The sequence below is a fragment of the Geoglobus ahangari genome (assembly GCF_001006045.1).
In the GTDB taxonomy this organism is placed as follows: domain Archaea; phylum Halobacteriota; class Archaeoglobi; order Archaeoglobales; family Archaeoglobaceae; genus Geoglobus; species Geoglobus ahangari.
Window position 1 is genome coordinate 617,282 of record NZ_CP011267.1, and the last position, 21,240, is coordinate 638,521.

Below are 21,240 nucleotides of genomic sequence, written 5' to 3' on the forward strand. Positions count from 1 at the left end.
CAAAAAATTTAAAAAATTAGGCCAAGTACTGTATATTCACCACTGCCTGCGAAAGACCTCACCATGAAATACACTTTTCCGGACCCCTCAGCTGGTCCAGCAACTTCTTGTGACCAAGAAGAATAGCCGTAGGCGTCGTAATCTGTGGTGGTAGGTTGGGAGTTCCACTTGAGGTAGAGGTCAAAATCGCTATCGTCAGGACCAGAACAGAAGGCGTATCCCTTGCCAAAACTCGGAGTTGTGGAGTACGCTTCTGTGTCTCCTCCACCAGACAGACTACCAGTTTTTCTGCCACTATCCACTTTGGGAAATCCAGATATCGCCCAAGCTTTCCAATGGCCACTACCACTGTATGAACGTACCATTATATACAGTGTTCCAGAACCCTCAAGCGTAAAGTACTCCAAAGACGTTACCGAGTATCCGTGTGCATCGTAATCGCTCGTTGTAGGTGGTGAGCCCCACTTTGCATATAAATCGAAATCAGCGTTTTCATTGCCTGCCATGACAACTGTAACATTCGACTGGGTAGATACGTAAACTGAGAAAGTATAAGTTTCGCCACTGCTGGAAAGTGTACCGCTCTCACTCTTAAGTATAATCCCTGGTTCTGGGTATTTTGTTTCGTGCTCTGTGCGCGTTATCCCATCGCTATTCCACGTTGCGTTAATCTCAACGTACGGTTTCTCTTCCGAGTATTGTTTGAATTCAAAGATTTCAGCAGGACGATACCACTTGTCGCCTACTTTTGTCCAGTCATCTTGTATTTCAGTGAATAGATCGAAAGCCTTACTTAAACTGTCGTAATAAAGCTCTGTTGAGCCCATAAAACAGTTTATGTAACTACTGAAATCGTCTGAATCGTCGTAGTAGTTATACCTCGTTATTTCTCCGTATACCAACCACATGTGGTATTTTCTGCCAGTTTCATCTATGTAAAAATAATACTCGACTGGACCGCTCACGTTCTGGATATACAAAGTGAAATTCGTCATCCACGTATCATTATCGTAGACTGCGACCCATATGTTCCTTTTCCCATCTTGTAAATGGTGGCTTATGAATTCTACAGTATCTCCAGTACCGTAACCAAGATATACTTCTCTTTCGTGGTAGCTTGTAAAACTCTGACCAGTGTTGTAAGGCGGTGCGGGATCAATTTTTCCAGAAATCCAGTATGGTTTTTGAGAGTTATCTTTTCGATAAAAGCTTGCCCACTCGCCGACAAAAGTGCTGGATTTCACGGTTACAGTTGTGACTGGGAGCCCATACGAGTCTAGTTTTTTGGTTTCAATATTTTTTACACCCGACTCTTTTTCTTTGATTTCTCGGAAGGCAGTAAAGAACTTCTTCTGAATATTCATGAAATTTTCTTTACCCAATCTTTCTAAAGTTCCAGCTGGTGTTTGTATAAGTCCATAAGGTGTTTTTACAGTAGTCCATTTTACTGAGGGCAGTCTTTCTATTACAGGTGTTATTAACTTTCCAGAAGTGGAGTTTACTGTGATCTCTATCTTTTCTCCTACTTTCTTCACATATTCCTTCGGAACGGTAACATTGCCATATTCCTCCACACCAACGGTTGTAAAATCGATAGTTTGGGATCCAGCTGTTTTTGCACCTCCAATAACTGTACTCTTTTCACTTTTATTGGATTTGACGACTTTATCACTAGTTTCAGTTACAGTAGATACAGTATTTGCTGCATTTATGGAGTACTCCCCTCTAAGATATTTTTCAACAATTTCTAGTGGAATAACGAGTTCTTCAGCAATTTCTTTAACACTCCGACCCTTTCCGTAAAGTTCAGAAATTTTCCTAAGCGAATCCTTTGGAATCTCATTCCAGTACATATTTTCGTTATTTACGACTGTTGCTGTTGCAGTGCTTCCGAGCATAATCAAAGTTACCAACACTATTATGGCGCTCTTCCACACTTTAAATCACCCCCTCCTTCCTCTAATCAGTTGGATTAGCATTTACTTAAGAATTCTTACTGTTTCAATCCAGATTGAAGTGATCGAAAAATTCATTTAGATCAATTTAGAAACTGAAATATGGATAAACAGATAACTGGAGATTCTAACTTTCCAGAGCGCTTAGACGACGTTTTTTATATTGAGCATCTGCATTCGGAAAAAGCTAAGCTACTCGCCTCGGAAATATGCAACGATACTGCTTGTAGAATACTAAAAGAGTTGTACAGGAATCCGTTGTCCATTACAGATTTGTCAGAGAGACTGAATATGCCCGTGTCAACCGTACAGTATCACGTCAACAAGCTGATGGAGCTTGGCGTGATTAAAATAGCCAGAAAAAGGCTTGGTAGAAGAATGAGGGATGTGAAAATGTATGTTTATGACAAAGAGAGCATAGTGTTTCTCTCATCAATGGAAAAGCACGAATTTGAACGTTTGCTGAAAATGTTTGTAGTGCATTATGTGAAAAGACAACTACCAGCAGTTTTGACGATATCTTCTTTGTTGGGGTTGGTTTTCGGTCTTGCTGGAAGCGTGGCAATCCGCAGGTTTATTGAAAGCAAATTTGCAGTTTTTCGAGACAATGTAGCCGGCGGTGCTGGTGGAGTTGATGTCGGACACATCTTCGTGATCTTTTTTATTGTGTGTTTTATCACTGCCATGGCCAATTTTGTGGTAATCATTTTCATTCTAAAACGGAATTAGCCAGAGTCTTTCTGCCCCAGAGCTTCCCTCTTCCCCTCCTGATACTTCTCGTACAGCAGGACTCCGAAGCCGTAGAGGAAGACGACCATGCCTGCAACCTTTACGGATGGAGAGAACCACAGGATGAGCCCGACGACGATCAGGTCCTTCACCCGGTTTCTCCTGCTCTCCTCAAGGCTCTTTGCGGGATTCAGCACCGACAGCAGCAGGACGATTATGAATACCACGAGCAGAACTATTATCATCTCGTTTGCCCCGAAAGAGACCACTCTAATCACCTCCCACCGGCACAGAAGTCCCCAGAGGAACGGGCTTCACGGGCTGATAGCAGACAACAGCCTTCTTGAGGTCTCCTGCCCTGACCACAAAGACCCTCGTTTCGTTGAGGATGCTGGTGTTAATGTAGCACACCTCCTCGCTGCCCTTGCCAATGCTGTCGAACCTGCAGAGCTCTTCTCCCCTTGCACTCACCACAACGTCTTTCAGGTCTTCTCTCGCGGTGATTATTATCGCGTCCTCAACGCACCTTGCCCAGAGCGGCTCCTGAACTCCACCTCCCCTTTCCATGCTCTTCTTCAGCTCAAGGTAAAAGCCGATTGCAGCTATGCCTATGAGCAGAACTCCGATTGCCAATATCACCGAGCTGAGCTTGAAAAGTTCGGTTTTCCTCTCTGAGGACATACAATCAAAAATCTTGGTTAAATACTTAAAATTTCCGGTACAGATTTATTTTTGTTTTTTATTTCGAGCACATCCCTAAGTCGTCGCGACGTTTATCAGGTACTTCTCTCCCTTGTACACAACACACCTCCCGTAAAGGCCGCTGAGCGCTTTGACCTCGCTGGCGTCAATCTTCACAATCTCCTTTCCAGTCGTTTCCGCCTCCTCAAGTGCCCTTTTGAGGAAAGGCATTCTCGACATGTCCTCCTCCGTCAGCGTGATGCAGTTCGACTCACTCTCCACCTTCTCGACGAAGAGGTACGCGGAGTACTCGGACATGAGGGCGAAACCGAGTATTAGCGTGAACGTTGCAATCGAAATGACAGACACAATTGCAAGCGAGGCGAGAAAGCCAGCTGAAGCGAGTCCTCTGCCGGAGGCGCGGTAGTACAGCGCGGTCAGGATTGCGCAGGTGATGAGCAGCAAGACAATCAGCAGACCCGGGCTCCTGATGCTTTCGAGCCTTTCCATTATCGCCAGATTTGCCGTGCCGACGAGAATTCCCATCACCAGCAGTGAAGCGATGTGCTTCATTTTCGCACTGGCCATTGCTGAAACTTCACTTGCTAAATATTAACTTTTTCTGTCAAATAAATGGAAAGATTTTCGAAATTGGTATGGGCATTTATTGTTGCCATTGAGAATAAATTAAATAGCTCTTTTGCGAAAAATGGTTTGATGGCCTCTATTACTCTCAGGGAGGGCACATTTAGAAAGCTCGAGAAGCTTAGGAGGAATGATGAACCAATAGATGAAGTTATTGAGAGGTTGATTGAGTCATACGAAGAACTCCAAAATTACATTGAAGAAAAATGGGAAAAGGTGGTTAAGGATAGGGGCAAATTCATTACCATAGATGAGTACGAGGGCTCGAGAGGACTCTGAATGTTTTCGGTCTCTCTTCATCCAGATGTTGTGAAGTTTCTCGATAGATTAGCTGAGCCGGATAGAAAAAGGTGTGTGGATGTTTTGAAGAAGCTAAAAGAGGATCCTTTTACTCCCCGCTCTGGCGTAGACATCAAAAAACTGAAAGGAGAGAAGAGGGTGATGTATCGGTTGAGAATTGGAGATTACAGGTTTGAATACTTTGTTGAAGGAAATTCCGTCTACGTTGTTGAAGCATTTAAGAGGAGCAGAGGGTATAGGAAATAAAATCTCCAGACCCTATTTATCAGAGGATCTCAAGCACCTCCACACTCGCCTCTGGCTCGACTGAGTAGTCTATCTCGTTCACTTTCGCCTTGGTAACCGGCCTTTTCGGAAGAAATGGGCAGGAGTACTGCTCCCTGGTTGAAATATCGTACGTGCCAATTCTTCTGGCGATTGCGATGATCTCCTCTTTATCGAACCCGATCAGGGGGCGGATGATGGGGTAGCTGACCGCCTTAGAGATCGCCAGCATGTTGTCGAGCGTCTGGGATGCCACCTGACCGAGGTTGTCGCCCATGACTATCGCCTGCATGTCCTCTCTCTCGCACAGCATCTCCGCAGTTTTGAGCATGAGTATCTTGCAGTACACGCAGTTGTACCTTCCGAAGTCCTTCGGGAAGAGGTCAGAGTGCCTCGCCACATACACTCTCTCAACCCTGCCGTAGTCCTTCAGAACACTGACGAGCTTTTTGAGCTTCTCGAGATCGCTCTCGCTCTTGTAGAAATGGAGGAAGCTGAGTCTGACTCCCTTTCTGAGCATGAGGTAGGAGGCGACGGGGGAGTCGATGCCTCCCGATATCAGCGAGATCGCGGAGTTGTCCGTCAATCCGCCCTCCTCACCTCCACGACCTTCATCGTCCTTCCGTTGGGGCACTCAAACGACTCTCCCACGCTCTCGATTATCACGCTCTCGTTGGGCAGTATCTGAGCCGGGTTGCACAGGTTGAAGAAGCTGCAGTCCACCCTCGCGCACCTGCCGTTCAGGGTGATTTTTGCCCCCTCGACGGCCGTTTTTGCATCAACTGCCAGCAGGATCGGGAGCTCCACCACCTCCACAGCAACTACGCCTTCATCATGTATGGGGCATGGGTGCGTCTCCCCGTTTCTGAGGCCAACAATTTTGTACTTCGAACCAACTCTGAGCTTGAGACACACCTTTCTGAGCTTGCAGGACTCGCATTCCTCTTTACCACCGAGGAAAGTGAATTCGAGGCCAGTAACAGCCCAGTCCTTGCTGCAGAGAGTGATTATCTTGTTAACCTCATCGCTCATAATTTTTCACCTTATTGAATTAATGCATAAACAATATTTAAGCTTTGACTAAGTAATTATCGGATGCTCGAAGAGGAGATTCTCAGGGTTCTGGAGGAGAGGAGGTTCGAGGGAATACTGCAGAGCGATCTCGTCAGACTTCTGAAGGCCTCCAAGTCGAGGGTCTCTGAGGTGCTCAGGGTTCTGGAGAAGAATGGCCTGATAGTGAGGGAAAGGGAGGCAGGGAAGAACCTGAGAATCTGGCTGGCAGAGTACTCGGCGAGGAGGGTCAAGGTGGGGATTCTGAGGGCGAGCGAGTACGCGAAGCTGATAAGTGCTGGAGAGTACAGCTTCATCGTTTACGGAAACGCCATAGACCTGACGAGAGACCTCGCCCTCGGGAAGATAGAGTTCGGGGCGAGCCCGCTTGTCACCCAGATCATGTTCGGGGTGATGATGAAGAACATAAAGATAGTGGGCGTGGTTGCCGAGAACGGGAGCGGTGTTGTTTTTGGGGATGAAAAGAACGGAGTTTTCGCCACAACTGAGATGTCGGCCATGGAGATGAACTTAAGGGCGACAAGGGAGAAGCTGGGAGTGAGATCTTTCAGGTACTGCGACAGCCCAGAGTGCCTGCTCTCCAGCCTTGAAGGGGTGGAGGGCATAGCGATATGGGAGCCGTACTTCACCCAGATCGAGAGGGAGAAGCTTCCGTTCAGCGAAATCGTTGGAGACTTTCCGTGCTGCACGCTCGCAGTAAATGCCGGTTTTCTGAGGGAGAATGAGGGAGAGGTGGAGAACCTCGTCAGGGGGATGAGCAGGGCGAGCGTGGATCTCAACAAGGTGTCGCGCGTCCTCGACTTCGACAGGCAGGTGGTTGAGAGAAGCCTGAGCAGCTACAGGTTCGCTCCCAGCTACACGATCGAGGAGGTTGAGAGGTACCTGAAAAGGGGAGGGGTGGAGATATCGAGGGAGAGCCTCTCAGGTGTTTTTGAGTATCTCTGACAGCTTCAGAAGTGAGATCACCTCGAGATCACTCTCTTCTCTGTCTACAACCGCTATCACTGCCTTGACCTCCCCGCCAAGCTCCTCCACTCTTTCTATGACGCTCCTTGCAGACTTTCCGGTCGTTATGACATCCTCGACAACAACAACCCTCTCTCCCTTCCGAATCTCTCCGATCCTGTCGTCTCCCGTTCCGTACTCCTTCCTCTTCTTCCTGAAAATCACGAGCTCTTTTCCGGTTTTTAGGGAGAGAGCAACAGCTATCGGCACGCCACCGAGCTCTATGCACGCTATCCTGTCAAACTCGACGTTTCTCAGCTTTTCGGCCATCTGGCTGGCTATAGCCTCAAGAACCTCAGGCTTGGTGATCGCCTGCTTGACATCTATGTAAACCCTGCTCCTCTTCCCCGAGGACAGGACGAAGTCCCCGAACTTTATCGCTCCTGCATCTTTCAGCATTTCCAGCAGGCTCATGGTGTCACTCCGGAACGTCGAGACCGATCGTTTTCCTGTACCTCATCCCGGGGAAGGTTATTTTCTCCATCTCGCTGTAGACCTTCTGCTTCGCCTCCTCCACACTCTCTCCAAGGGCAGTCAGGGTGAGGACTCTACCTCCGGTGGTCTCGAAGCCCCCGTCGGTCTTCGCTATTCCGTTTGCGTATATCACCGCGTCCCTGACGCTCTCTATTCCTCTGATCGGCTGGTTGGTGTAGTGGTCTGACGGGTAGCCGGGCTTGAACCCCTCTCTTCCGACCATCGGGCCCGAGACTGCACAGACCGCCACTGCATGCTTTTCGCTGAACCTCACCTCAACCTCGTCGAGGCTCTGCTCCACAACTGCCCATGAGAGCTCGAGAATGTCGCTCTCGAGCCTCGGGAGCTTCGCCTCAGCCCCGGGATCGCAGTCCCTGACGTTTATCTCGAGAACCTTTGGAACGACCTCTCCCTCTTCCTCAACAAGCATTATGACCGGGTATAGCACGCCCTTGAACTCCTTGCCCTCAAGCTCCCTGAACTTCCTGATTATGGGCTCGACGACCATCTCCATTATCCTCTTCTCAATCTCCTCGTTCACGGCCGGGTGGGGTGAGACGGCACCCATCCCTCCTGTGTTCGGGTTGATCAGCATCCCCTTCTCGTAGAGCCTCCTCGCCTCCTCGGGAGTGATGTATTTCCCGAAGTAGCCCATGTAGAACTTCCTCATACCCTCGATGTCATCGGGGTCGAACGCCCTCTTGTAATCCTTTGCATGTCCAAAAGGTACGACGTGCTTCCCATCGCTCAGGGCCGTGAACGCGACCTCGATCCCGTAGAGCCTCTCCTCAATCTCAATCCTGTCTCCAGCCCTGCCGAACCTCTTCTTCACCATTATTTCATCCACTGCCATCAGAGCCTCTTCCACAGAGTCGCAGACGAACACGCCCTTTCCGGCCGCAAGCCCGTCTGCCTTAACGACAAGGTTCTTTCCGGGGTTGCTGGCGTAGTAGTCCCTGACGAATGCCTTAGCTTCATCCGGATCGTCGAAGTTCCAGTAATCCGGAATGGGGACTCCGATCCTCCTCATGAAGTCCTTCGCCCAGCACTTGCTCGCCTCGAGAATCGTGGCCTCCTTCTTCGGCCCAACTGCCGGGATACCTGCCTCCTCGAGCCTGTCCACCAGCCCAAGGCTCAGCGGCTCTTCAGGCCCGATGTAGGCGATGTCCACCTCCTTCTTCACGGCAAACTTGACGATCTCGTCAACAGCCCTTATTGATGGGATTCTCTTCCCGTCCAGCTCAGCGAGCCTGCACTTCTCAAAGAGGAGAGAGCCACCGTTTCCGGGAGCAACGTAAACCTCTTTAACGTTCCTGCTTCTTGAAAAAGCGTGGGCTATCGCATTCCCCCTGCCGCCGGCATCAACAACGAGGACTTTCATCAGGTGTGAGTCTTGCGGGAGTAAATAAATGTTTCATCCCTTGCTGATGGAAGAGAGGTAACGTTTTAATCTCATCCCTCCCTGTGGGAGCATGGGCTATCTCCGGGAGAGGTTTCAGATTCTCTTCGCCTTCACGCTCACCCTTCCATGGCTCATCTCCTACCTGCTCGGCTTTCACTACCCTCCCCACATCGAGGCCCTCCTCTCGGGGCTTGCAGTTCTCGGCTCCGCATTTCTCCTATCGTGGGCCGCTGAGACTGCCGAGATGGACGTGCCGAGGAGCGTGAGCCTCGCAGCAGTCGCCCTGCTTGCCGTGCTGCCGGAGTATGCAGTAGATGCGTACTTCGCGTGGATGGCCGGGAAGGTCGGGGGAGATTACATTCACTACGCCACGGCGAACATGACCGGGGCAAACAGGCTGCTCATAGGCGTCGGCTGGAGCCTTATAATGCTCATCGCGATCTTCAAGAGCAGGAAGAGGGAGGTGGAGCTCGACGAGGGGCTGAGGCTCGAGATGTTCTTCCTGCTGATCGCAACCATCTACGCGTTCATCCTGCCGCTGAAGGGAAGCATCTCGGTCTTTGACAGCCTGATTTTCGTTTCCATGTACGCTGGTTACGCTTACATGATCACCAAAGCCCCACACGAGGATTTCACGCCAGAGGGAGTTCCCGCATACCTCTGCTCCCTCCCAGCTAAGAGGAGGAGGGCTAACGTAGTTGCCTACATGCTGTATGCCGGTGCGATGATCTTCATAAGCGTGGAGGCGTTCAGCGAGGGGTTGCTCGGGACTGCTGAAAACTTCGGGATAGACAGCTTCCTCATGGTTCAGTGGCTCGCCCCGCTTGCCAGCGAGTCTCCGGAGTTCATAGTGGCGATGTATCTGGTCAGGAAGATGAGGGTGTCCGCGGGTCTGAACGCCCTGATCTCCTCGAAGGTCAACCAGTGGACCCTGCTAATAGGGACGATAGCCATAGTCTTCAGCATCGCGGGCATGCACGTGCAGCCCTTGCCACTGGACGCGAGGCAGAGGGAGGAGGTGTTTCTCACAGCCGCCCAGTCCCTCTTTGCAACCGCCATAATCCTTGACAGAAAGGTTGGAGTTGTCGAGGCACTCGCCCTTCTCTCGCTGTTCTGCCTGCAGTTCGTCTTCCCCACAGTTCACGCGAGAAACATCCTGAGCGTCATCTACCTCGCTCTCGCGCTTCCAATGCTCTACAGACACAGAAAAGAGCTGATTGAGACTGTCAGGTACGTCAGAACCTTAGCGAGGCGTTAGACGCGATAAACTCGTTCACCATTTTCGCCGCGAGGGTCTGTGTGACCTTGTTCACATCGGGAATAACCTCGACGACGTCGAATGCAATTATCCTGTCCCCAATCTCGTCAAGGACTCTCAGGAAGTCGTATGGGTGGATGCCTATGGGCTCTGGGGTGGAGACTCCGGGAGCGAAGGCGGGATCGAAGACGTCCATGTCGAGGGAGAGGTAAATCCTGTCTTTCGACTCGAGGGTGTCGAGAAGGTCGTCGAATCCGTACTCGAGCAGATCCCACGAGTAGTGAACCTCTATGCCCGAGTTCTCCGCGAACTCCCTCTCCTCCTTAGTCGCACTTCTCGCTCCCGCTATTATCACCTCATCGGCAATCTCCATGACCCTTCTCGTCGTGCATGCGTGGTTGTAGGGGTTTGAGTCGAAGCCCTCCCTCAGATCGAGATGAGCATCAAAGACCACGTAGACGAAGTCCTCGAGGTTCCTCGCGACCATGTAGCTGATTGAGTGCTCCCCTCCGAGAGCTATGGGGATGCCGTTTATCTCCTCGAAGAGCTTCGACACCCTCTCTGAGACCTCCTCGAAGTTTCCGTCGCAGTTCACGTTGCCAGCATCAGCAATCCTTGCAAAGTCGAGGTTGTAGTCAAAGTAGACAGAGTAGCTCTCGAGGTTCCAGCTCGCCTCCCTTATCGCATTTGGGGCGAACCTCGAGCCCGGCTTGAATGACTGCGTCGCATCATACGGGATTCCAAAAATCACGTAATCGGCATCGCTAACGGCAGAATTGGAGGTTGCAAAAAAATTGTCAATGTGCATGCTTACTTCTCCGCGATCTTCCTCTTGCCGAGAGATTCGATGTAAACGAGCTCGTTACCGGGCTGAACCTTGTCAGCCACCTCATCTCCAAACTCAATCTCAAACGTCTCGTACGTTTCGAGATCCATGAGCTGCGCAACGTTGCCGGTTACGCTGATCACCTGCGCCCTCTTCCTCTCGACTATGGGCACGTATATCTTCGCGGTTACGGGCTGGACGATGCTCCTCTTCTGCTTGTCGAAGATTCCTATGGCGTCAATTCTCGCCTTCGCAGCCCCGTGCTTTCCCGGCTTGCTGACAGAGATGCTCAGAATCTCGCACGGCTCGTCGTCAATTATAACGTATCCTCCCTCTCTCAGCTGCCTCACTTCAACCTGCTGCCTCATGAGCATTACCTCCTTCAGCCCACTCTCCCAAGTGGTCAATATAAGCTTTTCCAAAGTCCAGTAAAGAGTGGGAAAGGAATCAGATGGGCGTAACGGTTCCCCACTTCTCGAGGGCTCTCGCAAGCTCCCTGTGGGACTTGGCGTACTCTTCAAGCGGAACTCCGGACATTATTGCATCTATCGCCTGCCTGACAGCCTTGGCTCCAGCTGCCGGGCCATCCGGGTGACCCACGGTCCCTCCTCCGAGCTGCACCACTATGTCCGTTCCGAGGGCCTCGAAGACCAGCGGGAGGTTTCCCGGGTGCAGACCACCGGAGCTCGTCGGGAAAGCGGGCTTTATCCCGTAGAACTTCTGGGGCAGGTGTATCTCATCTCCCTCATCTGGCACGTACTCCTTCTCCCTCAGAATCCTCGCGTTCTGCACGACCTCCCACTTTCCGCCTTCCAGCTTTCCTGCTCCTGCCGTGCCAACGTGGAGCTGGTCTATCCCTATGAGTCTGTAGAGCTTGGCGAGGACGAACATGCTGATCCCGTGGCTCCTGTTCCTCGTGAACGCAGCGTGCATTGCCCTGTGTCCGTGAATTGCGAGCCCGTAATCCTCTGCGAGATCCCTTATGTACTCGAGTGCTCCCCATCCCGTTATCACGACGTCAACCATCGCATGCTTGAGCCCGAGCTCCGCGAGAATCTCGAGCCTCCTCTCCATCTCTCTCACGTCAGCCGTGATGTTCGCAAACCAGGTCTTCTTCTCGCCCGTCTCGCTCTCGACCCTCTCTATTATCCTGCTGACCGTCTCAGCCCTCTCCTCAAAGCGATTGTACCACGGGCTCGCCAGATTCTCATCGTCCTTGACGAAGTCCGCTCCAGACGACAGCAAGTCATACGCGAGCCTCTCGAACTCCTCGGCCGAGTATCCAACCTTGGGTTTGGGCACGACACCGTAGATCGGCCTGTCCTTTATTTCGAGCATCTTCCTTACTCCGTCTATTCCCTTTGACGGCCCTCCGAACTCCCTTATCAGCTTCTCCGGGAAGTAGAGGTCCTCGAGCCTGAGCCCAGCGACCCTCCTCATCCCGAAGACGTTTCCGGCTATTGACGCGAGCAGAGCCGGCAGGTTAGCCTCCTCAAACGCGTGGAGTGGGTAGGCGATCTTCACAATCCAGGAACCATCCTCGCTCTGGGAGAACTCGTATGCCTTGGCTGAGAGATCCTCCCACCTCTCCCTCTCGTACCATGGGTAGAGTGTCGTCCACGTGCCTGTTGAGCTCTCAGCAGCTACAGCCCCGGCACACTCCTCGATTGTGTAACCCTCAGCGGGAGTTATCCTGAAAACAGCCACGATGTCCCTCTTGAAGTTGGGCTGGTAGCCCTTGTCCACGTAGTAGTCGTAAATCTCTCCAAACTGCTCCGACATGGTGTATTGTAGGCGCTGCTCATTAAAAACCCTTTTGAAAATCAAAAACCAATTATAAAAACGAACGAAACAAAAACCTATTAGTAATAAAGAAAAGAAGTTGAAACATGAAAAAAATCGTGCTGATTCTGAGTTTGATCGCAGTCATGGTGGCGGCGGGATGCATCGATTCGGAGAATCAGGTGAAGCCCACACCAACCCCCGCAGAAACCCCTACACCCCTTCCGGAGAAAAGCCCTGAGGTCGTGGGGGAGAACGTCTCCGGCCTGAGCAACCTCGCCCGCTTCAAGTCGGAGGAGGAGCTTAGGGAATACCTTGCGATGAGGGAGGTTTTCTACGGTTATCCGATGTTCGGCATCGCGGTGCAGAAGGGGATGCCAGAGACTGCGGAGATGCCGCTGCCGGCTCCAACACCCACCCCAACCCCCATACCAACGCCAACGCTGGTAGGAGATCGCGGTATCGTGGAGAAAGCTGCGGAGAGGTATTCCGAGACGAATGTGCAGGTTAAGGGCATAGACGAGCCGGACATAGTCAAGACGGACGGAAAGAACATCTACTACTCAATCGGCATGGCCAGAATCTACATGCCGCGGGTTATAATGCCCGAGTACTACGGGAAGATCCTCTCCGTCCTTGCATTCCCGCCAGACAACATGAGTGTCAGCTTCGAGATACCGAAGGACGGGAACCTGCTCCTCTACAAGGACAGGCTGGTGGTGCTGAGGTACAACGAGATCTCCGGCTACGACAAGGAGAACGGGAAGAACATGTGGAGGATTGATGTCGACGGCAACATTGTGACGGCAAGGCTCTACGGGGATTACATCTTCGTCATCACGAGGAGCTACCTCGACTACTACGACCCCTGCCCGATAGAGCCCGTTAGGGTTAACGGGGAGGCTCTGGAGGTCAAGTGCACGGACATCTACTTCCCGAGGGGCATAAGCTCTGAAGTGCTCTACACGGTGATGAAGGTCAACCCGGAGAGCGGGGAGATCGAGAAGACGTTCAGCTTCATGGGCAGCTACGGTTCGACGGTTTACATGTCGGAGAACGCCATCTACATCGCCTACACCAAGAGGATGGGCGAGGACGAGATCTACTTCAAATTCCTGCAGGAGAACAGAGACCTTCTTCCAGATGACGTGCTGAGCAGGATAGAGAAGGTAATGGGTTACGACATAAGCAATCAGGCCAAGTTCATCGAGATCCAGACCCTGATCTCAAAATACCTGCTCACCCTCGATAAGGAGGAGAGGCTGAAGTTCGAGAACGACTTCTGGAACAGGATGCAGGACTTCAGGAAGGAGCACAAGAGGGAGATTCAGAGGACGTACATCGTCAAGGTCAGCCTGAACCTCGAGCCCCTCGCAGATGGAGAGGTGCCGGGAAGGCTGCTCAACCAGTTCTCGATGGATGAATATAGGGGCTACCTCAGGCTTGCCACGACCTTCGGTGATGAGAACGATCTTTACGTGCTCGACGAAGATCTGAAGGTTGTTGGGAAGATTACAGGCTTTGGCGAGGACGAGAGGATTTACGCGGTCAGGTTCATAGGGGACAGGGGCTACATAGTCACGTTCCGCGAGACAGACCCCTTCTTCGTCATCGACCTGAGCAATCCGAGAAAGCCGGAGATAAAGGGCGAGCTGAAGATACCCGGCTTTTCTTCATACCTGCATCCAGTTGAGGATCACTTAATCCTCGGAGTGGGGAGAGAGGGAAGCTACGTCAAGCTCTCGCTCTTTGACGTGAGTGACGCGGCAAACCCGAAGGAGGTCAGCAAGTACACGCTGAAGGAGTACTGGAGCGAGGTGCTGTACAACCACCACGCCTTCCTGATGGACAGCAAGCACGGGATATTCTTCCTGCCGGCCGGAAACCATGGTTACGTGTTCAGCTACAAGGACGGCCTGAAGCTCGTGAAGGCGATAGACGTGCCTGCGGTCAGGGCAATCTACATAGACGACTTCCTCTACATCCTCGGAGACTCGATCGCAGTTTACGACGAGAACACGTGGGAGAGGGTTGCGGAGCTCAAGTTCGAGTGACAAATTTCCCAGATTTTTCAATTTTTTGAGGTGCTACCATTTCGGCCTTAAAACAACATGAGGCGGGGCAGAACACCCCTCAATCTTGTGAATTGGGAAAAGATCGAGGGGAGTCAGATGCTCATCAGAATCTCCATCAGCCTCAGCCCGTCGACCCTCCCCAGCTTCCCCCTTCTGCACTCCTTCTCCGTGAACCTGCTGACGTCGTCTTTTTTCCCATCCTTGATCACGAACGGCACTTCCTCAGCCACATGTGTCCTCAGCTTCACCGGCGTTGGGTGATCTGGGATGAGCATGATCTTGGTCTCGTCCAAATCCAGCCTGTCCAGCAGGTAGCCAACAATCTTCTCGTCGTACATCAGGATCGCTTCAACCTTCTTCTCCACCTCACCCTCATGCCCGACCTCGTCTATGCCTTCTGTGTGAAGCACGACAGCGCCATGGCTTTTCAGGGCTCTGAGCGTCGCTCTCGCCAGTCCTCGATAATTGGTGTCCACGTACGCAGTGACTCCCGGCACGTCTATAACGTCCATGCCCATCGCCTTCCCCACGCCTTTGAGCAGATCAACCTCGCTGATCATCGCCCCCCTCAGGCCGTACTTCTTTGAAAACTTGGGAAACTCCGGCTTCTTCCCGCCGCTCCACGGCCATATCATGTTCGCCCTGCTCTCAATTTCTGCAAGCACCTCAACGCTCCACTCCATCAGCTCGTTGAGCAGCTTGGCCAAAGGACCGTTCGAGGGAAGGTACTTCTCGTACCTCTCCCCCATGATGTCGTGGGGAGGGTAGGTTTTCGGAATCTCGTCGAAATCTTTGTGAAGCGCGAGTATTCCCCTGAAGCTCACGCCGTGATGGAAGCTGACGAAGTCGTAATTGCAGGCACTGTTGAGGACCTCGAAAGCCCTCTTCGCTTCGCTGTCGCCAATCCTGTTCCCGCTGTAGTCCACCATCACTCCCCTTTCCACGTAAACTAAATTGCACCTGAAGAAGATCTCGCCCTCAACGCCCATCGCCACTGCCTCTATCGGCCCCCTGCCGGTGTAGTACTTCCTCGGATCAACCCCGAGGATCGTCATGTTGGCTATGTCGCTCCCCGGCTCGAAGCCGTCCGGAATGGTTTTCGCCACACCACAAACTCCCTCTCTTGCGAGGTAGTTCATGTTTTCAGGATCCGCGTAGTCCAATGGCGTCCTGTTCCCGAGGCTCTCCACCTCCCAGTCTGCAAGCCCGTCGGGGATGAGGATGAGGTACTTCATCCGCTACCTCCCCAGAATCATCGACCTGAACGCGTCGGCAGCCCTTGCGGTGCTGTTGGCGATCTCTCCCAGCTTGACAACGATCTCATTGAGCAGGACGAGGTCGAGCGGGTTCTCGGGCTGGGAGTTGAATATCCTCTTGTGGATCTTTATCTGGATCTTGTCGCACTGGTGCTCCAGCTCCTCGACAATCGGAACGTGCTCGAGAGCATCCACGATCTCCTTCTTGGAGAATGAGGAGGCAATCAGCCTCTTTATGTGGTCAACCATCTTCTCGTACTCGTTAACGGTCTCCTGAATCTTGGGGAGGAGCTCCATTATCAGGTCCCATATCTCCTGATCCGCCTTTATGGGCCTGTAGGAGATCATGTGGGCCACGTGCTCGCAGTGGTCGATTATGTTGTCCTGCATCTTGAGGAAGTGGAGGAGGTCGTGCCGGTCAACAGGCATCAGAAGGGACTTGGTGACGTGTCCCCTAATCTCGTGCTTGATTATGTCAGCCTGATACTCGAGCGAGTCTATCTCCTTCTCCAGCTTCTTCAGCCTCTCGCAGTCGTTGTCTATGCACGCCTGAAACTGCTCGGTGAGCTTCTCAACGGCCTTTCCGCACAGCTCCGCGTGCCTGTGCAGATCCTCGAAGGGGGAGTATCCGAAAACGTCCGTAACGCTCCTGACGAACTTCATACGAACACCACCATCAGGGTGTAGAGCACTATCGCTATCCCCGCTGCTATCGGTACTGTTAGCAGCCAGGAGGCTAAAATCCTTTTCACCACAGACAGGTCAACGCTCGCAAGACCTCCAGCAAATCCCACTCCTATGACGCTGCCAACGAGCGTGTGGGTGGTGGATATGGGCATTCCGAGCGAGGAGGCGAACAGAACGGTCGTTGCGGTTGCGAACTCTGCAGAAAAGCCCCTTGTTGGTGTTAGCTCCGTGATGCGCTTTCCGACCATCTCTATGACCCTGTACCCCCACGTCGCTATACCAACCGCGATTCCAAGACCGCCTATGACGAGCACCCACGGAGGGGTCTCTGCCCCTATGTACCCCATTGCAGCGGCCATTGGACCTGTAGCGTTTGCGACGTCGTTGCTTCCGTGGGCAAAGGCCATGTAGCATGCGGTGAGGATCTGCAGGTATTTGAAGATGTGCTCTACAGCAGAGACCTCAAACCTCATGAGTATCGCGTACCTGATAACCGTGAAAATCAGGAACGCCAGAATAGCCCCCATTATCGGGGAGAGGATCCAGCTCAGCACGATCTTGTAGAGCACACCCCACTGTATGTCTCCGATGGAGAGGTAGTTCTGGCTCACTGCCGCGAGTCCAAAGCCCACCATTGCGCCGACGATGGAGTGGGTCGTCGAGACGGGAAGCTGGTAGTATGTCGCGACGGTTATCCAGAGGCTTGCCCCGAGAATAGCTGAAAGTGCTCCAAGGGCGACCAGGTGGGGGTCGAGGGACTCTATCGGGACGATCCCCTTCGCTATGGTGTGTGTGACCCTTTTGCCGTAGAGAACCGCTCCGGCGAACTCGAGAACCGAGGCGATGACGATTATCTGCTTGAGGGTGAGGGCTCCACTTCCGTAGGATGTGGCCATGGAGTTTGCAGCATCATTCGCGCCGATGTTCCACGCCATGTAGAGGCCAACGGCGATCGTGAAGAGGATGAATATCTCGATCATTCCTCATCCCTCCTCTCCGCCTCGAGCACCTTCCTCACGTCCTCGGGAATCGGCATCTTCGTGTTGGTCCTGAGATCAACCCACACCTGAACGCTCCTCGCCCTCACGACCTCTCTCCCGCTTGCCTTGTCGGTGATCCTGTACAGGAACTCCCAGCTCGTGTTTCCTATGTTTCCGACCCACATCTCAACAACCGCAGTCTCTCCGAGGAACATCGGGACGAGGAAGTCCATCTCAAGGCGCCTGATCACGAAGGTCGGCTCGAGCTTCCCGAACTTCTCGAGGAAGAACTTCGCTCTTGCGGTTTCAAGAAACCTCGCGTACTTCACGTTGTTCACGTGGCCGAAGGCATCGACATCCCCAAACCAGATCTCTATCTCCAGCCTCATCTCACAGCACCCCTGCTATCAGCCGTGCCACGCTCAGCACGCTCACCTGCCTCTCCACGGTATCTGTTGCGATAACTCTCGAGATTCCGGAAGAGTAGAGTCTGTTCAGCGCGTTTCCTGCAAGGACTGCATGGACGCAGGCCGCCTCAACGCTCTCAGCATCCCCCTTAAGCTGCTTCGCGGCCGTGACGACCGTCCCTCCGGTGCTTATTATGTCGTCCACGATTATCACCTTCCTGCCCGACACGTCGAGGTTCTTGGGCCTGATCTCTACAGTCTCCGCGTCAATCCTTGTCTTCTCGAGGTAGTCGAAGTCGCACCCGGCGGATTCAGCTGCCCTCCTCACCCTCTCCAGTGATCCCCTGTCGGGGGAGAGCATCACCACGTCCTCCCCCCTGTAGTGCTCACCGATGAGGCCCATGGCATCCACCTCAGCCATTTTCCTGAAGTGTCCCTTCGCCTCCTCGCTGTGTATGTTCACCGTAACGACCCTTGAGGCGTAGCTCTCCAGCAGCCTCGCTATGGCCCTGATGCTGACAGCCTCACCGTCAAGAAAAGCCCTGTCCTGCCTCGCGTACCCCATGTAGGGTATGACGAGCGTAACCTCCTTCCCGCTCAGGGCGTCCAGAACGAGCATCGTGAAGACGAGGTCGTCGTTGGAGTTCAGGCTGTTCACGACCACAAACTCGTTATCTTTTGCGTCTTCAACCCTCACGTATATCTCTCCGTCCGGAAATTTCCTGTAGGTTGTTTCTGCGATCGGTATGCCAGAAGCGTCCGAGACTCTCTTGCCGAGCAGAGGTGAAGAAGGCCCGACAATAAGCTTCATGTCCACCGTTCTGCGAGGGGTATTATGACTTTTTCTATATTCTCCCCCTCCTCACAACCTCGACGTCAATCTTGCCCAAATGAAGAGCGGTCGAGATTATGGTACCGCTCAGCCCCATTTCTTTGGCCCTCTCCAGATCCTCGATGCTCCTCATCCCTCCTCCGGTGAGCACGTCGTGGCTCGTGAGCCCCAGAACCCTCTCCACGACACCGAAGTCGAAGCTCATGGTACCAACCTGATGGATTGGCAGAACGAGGATGGCGCGGATTCTGAAGGAGTTGAGGTACTCCACCACGTCCTCTACACTCTCAAACATTCCGCTCCTGTCGAGCAGCCTTTCGCGGATGTCAATGCTGACTATGTACTCTCCATCCTCAAGCTTTCTCAGGTCGAAGGTCTCGGTGCCGAGCACGGGTATGTATCCTGCATTTTCAACCTCTCCAAGCTCCCTGAACCCTCCATCCACGATGGCCTCCTCCACAGCCCTGCAGACCTCCTCGATCTCCTTGGAGTTATCTCCCCTGCCCTCTATCCTGTCGAGGTCGGCGATGTAAACGTTCCTCGGCCCTATTTCCTCGACAAGCTTGGCGGGAACGCTCGTGGATGCGATCCTGCTGCTTCTGTGGATCTCTTCGTACTCGTCCCTCCTACCCGCTTTGCCTGCCACCACTCTCCCGCCCTTAATGTCCATCGCGAGGTACACCTTCATGAGCAATTTTCAACACCTATATATACAGGTTTGCGCAACGCGGTGTGATGAAGGTGCTCGTCTCCCCCATGAGCATTGAGGAAGCCGTGGAATCTCTGAAGGGCGGAGCGGATATTATCGATGTTAAAAATCCTGCCGAGGGCTCGCTCGGGGCAAATTTCCCGTGGGTGATAAGGCAGGTTAAGGAACTTGTGGAGAAGGAGGGTAAGCTCCTCAGCGCGACTGTCGGGGATCTGGACTTCAAGCCCGGAACCGCAAGCCTCGCTGCTCTCGGAGCAGCATATGCCGGAGCGGACTACATAAAGGTCGGGCTTTATGGCGTGAAGACTGCAGAGCAGGTTTACGAGATGATGAGCAAGGTGGTCAGGGCTGTGAAGGACTTCAACCCCTCTGCGATGGTCGTTGCCGCTGCCTATGCCGACCACTCGAGGGTTGGTGCGGTCTCACCTCTCGAGATCGCCGAGCCTGCCTACAGGGCCGGGTGTGACGGGATAATGGTGGACACGGCCATAAAGGACGGGAAGAACCTCTTCGAGTTCATGGATGCCGAGGCGCTTGAGAGGTTCATCTCATCTGCCCATGAGAGGGGGATGTTCTGCGCTCTCGCAGGCTCGCTCTCGTGGAATCACATGGACATCCTGAAGTCCCTCGAGCCGGACATAATAGGCGTTAGAACGATGGTCTGCGAAAACGGAAGAAACTCGATGATCAGGAGCGAGCTCGTGGCTAAGCTAATGGCTTCCGTGCGATAGTGCACATCTTTCTCAGCAGCTTTTCTCCCTCTCTCGTTCCCTTCGCGAAGAGCAGGTCTCCAGCCTGAACCCTCGTCGTCGCCTTCGGCTTGGTTATCCACCTGTTACCCCTCTTGATGGCTATGACGTGCATTCCGGTGTTCGTCTCAACTCTCGCCTCTCCGAGCGTTTTTCCGTCGAGCTCGCACATCTCGCTGACCTCTATCACCGTCAGGATCTCGTCGCTCTCCATCATCGCGCTCCTGAAGACCGGGTGAATCTCGAGCTTCTTTATGACTATCCCTGCCATCTCCTTTGCAGCGTCTGCGATTATCTCGGAGGAATAGGCAATGTCTATGAGGGACATCAGAACCTTGTAGCTCTCATCGTCGCTGACGTTCTTCCCCGCCTGAAGCACCCACTTGACGAGCTCGATCTTCAGGTTGTCTATCTTCTCCTCGAGGTAGTAGACCTCCTGGGCTATGTCCTCGTTGTAGTAGATGATCGACGAGTACCCGAGATCGACTGAAAGCTCCGAGAGATCCTTGATCTCTATCAGGATGTCCACCGACTTCTCAAGCTTCTTGTCCTTTATCTCCGTGCTCTCCATCTTGACCTCCTTGTTGGAAACGATCCTGAAGAACTCCTGAACGCCGGTTATGTCTCCTCTGGCGAAGAGCACGTCATTTCTCAAAATCTTCGTGTCTCTGTCCGGGTCGAATATCCAGTCGAAGCCTCGCTTTATAGCAATCACCCTCATGCCCGTCCTCGTGTGCAGCCTGACCTCTCCGAGCGTCTTGCCCACAATCTCCGAGTCCTCCGCAACCTCCGCCCTGACGAGGGTGACCTCGCTCTCCAGCAGAATCTCGTTCACCATCTCCCTCGGAAGCTTGAAGCCCCTGAGGACGAGCGTGGCTATGTCTCCAGCAGCCTCACCAATCTTCTGTGCAGCGGAGGCAATCTGCAGAATGGAGGATACCATCTCGGCCTCTTCCACCCTCCTTCCGGCGAGAATGGAGACGACTCTGAGCTGCCTTATGAGCTCCTCCGTCTTCTCTTCGAGGTCGAGCACCTCCTCGGCTATATCCTCGTTGTCGAAGAGGATTGCAGAATAGGCGAGATCCACCATCAGCTCAGTCGTATCTTTGATTTCGACGAGCAAATCCTTGACGGTACGAGGCATCTCGTCCAT

25 protein-coding genes are annotated in these 21,240 nt (G+C 52.8%); 7 read left to right on the top strand and 18 right to left on the bottom strand.

The annotated features are described in order from the left end of the window. Window positions 1-8: 8 nt before the first annotated feature. The gene (locus GAH_RS03590) at window positions 9-1,937 is read right to left on the bottom strand and encodes a PPC domain-containing protein (RefSeq protein ID WP_048094728.1); all 1,929 of its coding nucleotides are present in this window, start codon (window positions 1,935-1,937) and stop codon (window positions 9-11) included. 120 nt (window positions 1,938-2,057) lie between these two features. On the opposite strand from GAH_RS03590, the gene GAH_RS10300 reads away from it, so the two are divergent. Then, window positions 2,058-2,684, top strand: a complete 627-nt coding sequence (locus GAH_RS10300; RefSeq protein WP_052747744.1) for an ArsR/SmtB family transcription factor — start codon at window positions 2,058-2,060, stop codon at window positions 2,682-2,684. On the opposite strand, the gene GAH_RS03600 is transcribed toward GAH_RS10300, so the two are convergent. The 3 genes from GAH_RS03600 to GAH_RS03610 form a co-directional block, all read right to left on the bottom strand. Then, window positions 2,681-2,953, bottom strand: coding sequence for a hypothetical protein (locus tag GAH_RS03600; RefSeq protein ID WP_048094730.1), 273 nt, complete (start codon window positions 2,951-2,953; stop codon window positions 2,681-2,683). The two genes, GAH_RS10300 and GAH_RS03600, sit on opposite strands and share 4 nt — an antisense overlap. A gap of 1 nt (window position 2,954) precedes the next feature. Then, window positions 2,955-3,365, bottom strand: a complete 411-nt coding sequence (locus tag GAH_RS03605) for a hypothetical protein (RefSeq protein WP_048094731.1) — start codon at window positions 3,363-3,365, stop codon at window positions 2,955-2,957. A gap of 75 nt (window positions 3,366-3,440) precedes the next feature. Next, a complete protein-coding gene (locus GAH_RS03610; RefSeq protein ID WP_048094733.1) occupies window positions 3,441-3,953 on the bottom strand; it encodes a hypothetical protein in 513 nt (170 codons plus the stop codon). Between the two features lie 45 nt (window positions 3,954-3,998). On the opposite strand from GAH_RS03610, the gene GAH_RS03615 reads away from it, so the two are divergent. Both GAH_RS03615 and GAH_RS03620 read left to right on the top strand, forming a co-directional pair. Beyond that, window positions 3,999-4,289 carry a DUF7557 family protein gene (locus GAH_RS03615; protein ID WP_048094736.1) on the top strand — a complete coding sequence of 97 codons (291 nt, stop codon included), beginning with the start codon at window positions 3,999-4,001 and terminating at the stop codon, window positions 4,287-4,289. Next, on the top strand, window positions 4,290-4,556 hold the full coding sequence (locus GAH_RS03620; protein ID WP_048094738.1) for a type II toxin-antitoxin system RelE family toxin: 267 nt from the start codon (window positions 4,290-4,292) through the stop codon (window positions 4,554-4,556). A gap of 19 nt (window positions 4,557-4,575) precedes the next feature. On the opposite strand, the gene GAH_RS03625 is transcribed toward GAH_RS03620, so the two are convergent. Together GAH_RS03625 and GAH_RS03630 are read right to left on the bottom strand one after the other, a co-directional pair. Continuing rightward, window positions 4,576-5,208 carry a tRNA sulfurtransferase gene (locus tag GAH_RS03625; protein WP_084632267.1) on the bottom strand — a complete coding sequence of 211 codons (633 nt, stop codon included), beginning with the start codon at window positions 5,206-5,208 and terminating at the stop codon, window positions 4,576-4,578. Continuing rightward, on the bottom strand, window positions 5,157-5,606 hold the full coding sequence (locus tag GAH_RS03630; RefSeq protein WP_048094740.1) for a UPF0179 family protein: 450 nt from the start codon (window positions 5,604-5,606) through the stop codon (window positions 5,157-5,159). Before GAH_RS03630 ends, GAH_RS03625 begins: the two co-directional genes overlap by 52 nt. Before the next feature lie 63 nt (window positions 5,607-5,669). Here GAH_RS03630 and GAH_RS03635 point away from each other — a divergent pair, with 63 nt between their 5' ends. Then, window positions 5,670-6,590, top strand: a complete 921-nt coding sequence (locus GAH_RS03635) for a MarR family transcriptional regulator (RefSeq protein WP_048094743.1) — start codon at window positions 5,670-5,672, stop codon at window positions 6,588-6,590. On the opposite strand, the gene pyrE is transcribed toward GAH_RS03635, so the two are convergent. Next, window positions 6,567-7,064, bottom strand: coding sequence for an orotate phosphoribosyltransferase (pyrE, locus tag GAH_RS03640; protein ID WP_048094745.1), 498 nt, complete (start codon window positions 7,062-7,064; stop codon window positions 6,567-6,569). The two genes, GAH_RS03635 and pyrE, sit on opposite strands and share 24 nt — an antisense overlap. A 4-nt stretch (window positions 7,065-7,068) precedes the next feature. Beyond that, entirely contained in the window at window positions 7,069-8,505 is a 1,437-nt protein-coding gene (gene purD, locus GAH_RS03645; RefSeq protein WP_048094747.1) for a phosphoribosylamine--glycine ligase, read from the bottom strand. Between the two features lie 91 nt (window positions 8,506-8,596). Here purD and GAH_RS03650 point away from each other — a divergent pair, with 91 nt between their 5' ends. Further along, window positions 8,597-9,784 carry a sodium:calcium antiporter gene (locus tag GAH_RS03650; RefSeq protein ID WP_048094749.1) on the top strand — a complete coding sequence of 396 codons (1,188 nt, stop codon included), beginning with the start codon at window positions 8,597-8,599 and terminating at the stop codon, window positions 9,782-9,784. Here GAH_RS03650 and speB read toward each other — a convergent pair. From speB to rbcL, 3 genes are all read right to left on the bottom strand, one after another. After that, window positions 9,762-10,592 (bottom strand): agmatinase, encoded by an 831-nt coding sequence (gene speB / locus GAH_RS03655; RefSeq protein WP_048094750.1) that lies wholly within the window; start codon window positions 10,590-10,592, stop codon window positions 9,762-9,764. The genes GAH_RS03650 and speB overlap by 23 nt on opposite strands. Before the next feature lie 2 nt (window positions 10,593-10,594). Next, entirely contained in the window at window positions 10,595-10,978 is a 384-nt protein-coding gene (gene eif5A, locus GAH_RS03660; RefSeq protein WP_048096714.1) for a translation initiation factor IF-5A, read from the bottom strand. 79 nt (window positions 10,979-11,057) lie between these two features. Then, window positions 11,058-12,392 (bottom strand): type III ribulose-bisphosphate carboxylase, encoded by a 1,335-nt coding sequence (rbcL, locus tag GAH_RS03665; RefSeq protein ID WP_048094751.1) that lies wholly within the window; start codon window positions 12,390-12,392, stop codon window positions 11,058-11,060. Window positions 12,393-12,499: 107 nt separating this feature from the next. On the opposite strand from rbcL, the gene GAH_RS03670 reads away from it, so the two are divergent. Beyond that, window positions 12,500-14,446, top strand: a complete 1,947-nt coding sequence (locus GAH_RS03670; RefSeq protein WP_048094752.1) for a beta-propeller domain-containing protein — start codon at window positions 12,500-12,502, stop codon at window positions 14,444-14,446. Window positions 14,447-14,559: 113 nt separating this feature from the next. On the opposite strand, the gene GAH_RS03675 is transcribed toward GAH_RS03670, so the two are convergent. The 6 genes from GAH_RS03675 to GAH_RS03700 are packed head-to-tail and all read right to left on the bottom strand — an operon-like array spanning window position 14,560 to window position 19,317. Continuing rightward, window positions 14,560-15,702 (bottom strand): cofactor-independent phosphoglycerate mutase, encoded by a 1,143-nt coding sequence (locus GAH_RS03675; protein WP_048094753.1) that lies wholly within the window; start codon window positions 15,700-15,702, stop codon window positions 14,560-14,562. Window positions 15,703-15,705: 3 nt separating this feature from the next. Next, the gene (locus tag GAH_RS03680; RefSeq protein ID WP_048094754.1) at window positions 15,706-16,386 is read right to left on the bottom strand and encodes a TIGR00153 family protein; all 681 of its coding nucleotides are present in this window, start codon (window positions 16,384-16,386) and stop codon (window positions 15,706-15,708) included. Beyond that, window positions 16,383-17,390, bottom strand: a complete 1,008-nt coding sequence (locus GAH_RS03685; RefSeq protein WP_048094756.1) for an inorganic phosphate transporter — start codon at window positions 17,388-17,390, stop codon at window positions 16,383-16,385. Before GAH_RS03685 ends, GAH_RS03680 begins: the two co-directional genes overlap by 4 nt. Next, window positions 17,387-17,779, bottom strand: a complete 393-nt coding sequence (locus tag GAH_RS03690) for an acyl-CoA thioesterase (RefSeq protein WP_048094759.1) — start codon at window positions 17,777-17,779, stop codon at window positions 17,387-17,389. Before GAH_RS03690 ends, GAH_RS03685 begins: the two co-directional genes overlap by 4 nt. A 1-nt stretch (window position 17,780) precedes the next feature. Further along, a complete protein-coding gene (locus GAH_RS03695) occupies window positions 17,781-18,608 on the bottom strand; it encodes a ribose-phosphate diphosphokinase (RefSeq protein WP_048096715.1) in 828 nt (275 codons plus the stop codon). 34 nt (window positions 18,609-18,642) lie between these two features. After that, window positions 18,643-19,317, bottom strand: a complete 675-nt coding sequence (locus GAH_RS03700; RefSeq protein ID WP_048094760.1) for a HisA/HisF family protein — start codon at window positions 19,315-19,317, stop codon at window positions 18,643-18,645. A 47-nt stretch (window positions 19,318-19,364) separates the two neighbouring features. On the opposite strand from GAH_RS03700, the gene GAH_RS03705 reads away from it, so the two are divergent. Beyond that, a complete protein-coding gene (locus GAH_RS03705; protein ID WP_048094762.1) occupies window positions 19,365-20,069 on the top strand; it encodes a (5-formylfuran-3-yl)methyl phosphate synthase in 705 nt (234 codons plus the stop codon). On the opposite strand, the gene GAH_RS03710 is transcribed toward GAH_RS03705, so the two are convergent. Further along, window positions 20,044-21,240: a potassium channel family protein gene (locus tag GAH_RS03710; RefSeq protein ID WP_048094764.1), complete on the bottom strand. Its 1,197-nt coding sequence runs from the start codon at window positions 21,238-21,240 to the stop codon at window positions 20,044-20,046. The two genes, GAH_RS03705 and GAH_RS03710, sit on opposite strands and share 26 nt — an antisense overlap.

Excerpts from the sequence above, each read along its gene's own strand:
- GAH_RS10300 (WP_052747744.1), top strand. The coding sequence starts at position 2,058 with ATGGATAAACAGATAACTGGAGATTCTAACTTTCCAGAGCGCTTAGAC.
- GAH_RS03605 (WP_048094731.1), bottom strand. The coding sequence starts at position 3,365 with ATGTCCTCAGAGAGGAAAACCGAACTTTTCAAGCTCAGCTCGGTGATA.
- GAH_RS03610 (WP_048094733.1), bottom strand. The coding sequence starts at position 3,953 with ATGGCCAGTGCGAAAATGAAGCACATCGCTTCACTGCTGGTGATGGGA.
- GAH_RS03615 (WP_048094736.1), top strand. The coding sequence starts at position 3,999 with ATGGAAAGATTTTCGAAATTGGTATGGGCATTTATTGTTGCCATTGAG.
- GAH_RS03620 (WP_048094738.1), top strand. The coding sequence starts at position 4,290 with ATGTTTTCGGTCTCTCTTCATCCAGATGTTGTGAAGTTTCTCGATAGA.
- GAH_RS03630 (WP_048094740.1), bottom strand. The coding sequence starts at position 5,606 with ATGAGCGATGAGGTTAACAAGATAATCACTCTCTGCAGCAAGGACTGG.
- GAH_RS03635 (WP_048094743.1), top strand. The coding sequence starts at position 5,670 with ATGCTCGAAGAGGAGATTCTCAGGGTTCTGGAGGAGAGGAGGTTCGAG.
- pyrE (WP_048094745.1), bottom strand. The coding sequence starts at position 7,064 with ATGAGCCTGCTGGAAATGCTGAAAGATGCAGGAGCGATAAAGTTCGGG.
- purD (WP_048094747.1), bottom strand. The coding sequence starts at position 8,505 with ATGAAAGTCCTCGTTGTTGATGCCGGCGGCAGGGGGAATGCGATAGCC.
- GAH_RS03650 (WP_048094749.1), top strand. The coding sequence starts at position 8,597 with ATGGGCTATCTCCGGGAGAGGTTTCAGATTCTCTTCGCCTTCACGCTC.
- speB (WP_048094750.1), bottom strand. The coding sequence starts at position 10,592 with ATGCACATTGACAATTTTTTTGCAACCTCCAATTCTGCCGTTAGCGAT.
- eif5A (WP_048096714.1), bottom strand. The coding sequence starts at position 10,978 with ATGAGGCAGCAGGTTGAAGTGAGGCAGCTGAGAGAGGGAGGATACGTT.
- rbcL (WP_048094751.1), bottom strand. The coding sequence starts at position 12,392 with ATGTCGGAGCAGTTTGGAGAGATTTACGACTACTACGTGGACAAGGGC.
- GAH_RS03670 (WP_048094752.1), top strand. The coding sequence starts at position 12,500 with ATGAAAAAAATCGTGCTGATTCTGAGTTTGATCGCAGTCATGGTGGCG.
- GAH_RS03675 (WP_048094753.1), bottom strand. The coding sequence starts at position 15,702 with ATGAAGTACCTCATCCTCATCCCCGACGGGCTTGCAGACTGGGAGGTG.
- GAH_RS03680 (WP_048094754.1), bottom strand. The coding sequence starts at position 16,386 with ATGAAGTTCGTCAGGAGCGTTACGGACGTTTTCGGATACTCCCCCTTC.
- GAH_RS03685 (WP_048094756.1), bottom strand. The coding sequence starts at position 17,390 with ATGATCGAGATATTCATCCTCTTCACGATCGCCGTTGGCCTCTACATG.
- GAH_RS03690 (WP_048094759.1), bottom strand. The coding sequence starts at position 17,779 with ATGAGGCTGGAGATAGAGATCTGGTTTGGGGATGTCGATGCCTTCGGC.
- GAH_RS03695 (WP_048096715.1), bottom strand. The coding sequence starts at position 18,608 with ATGAAGCTTATTGTCGGGCCTTCTTCACCTCTGCTCGGCAAGAGAGTC.
- GAH_RS03700 (WP_048094760.1), bottom strand. The coding sequence starts at position 19,317 with ATGAAGGTGTACCTCGCGATGGACATTAAGGGCGGGAGAGTGGTGGCA.
- GAH_RS03705 (WP_048094762.1), top strand. The coding sequence starts at position 19,365 with ATGAAGGTGCTCGTCTCCCCCATGAGCATTGAGGAAGCCGTGGAATCT.
- GAH_RS03710 (WP_048094764.1), bottom strand. The coding sequence starts at position 21,240 with ATGGACGAGATGCCTCGTACCGTCAAGGATTTGCTCGTCGAAATCAAA.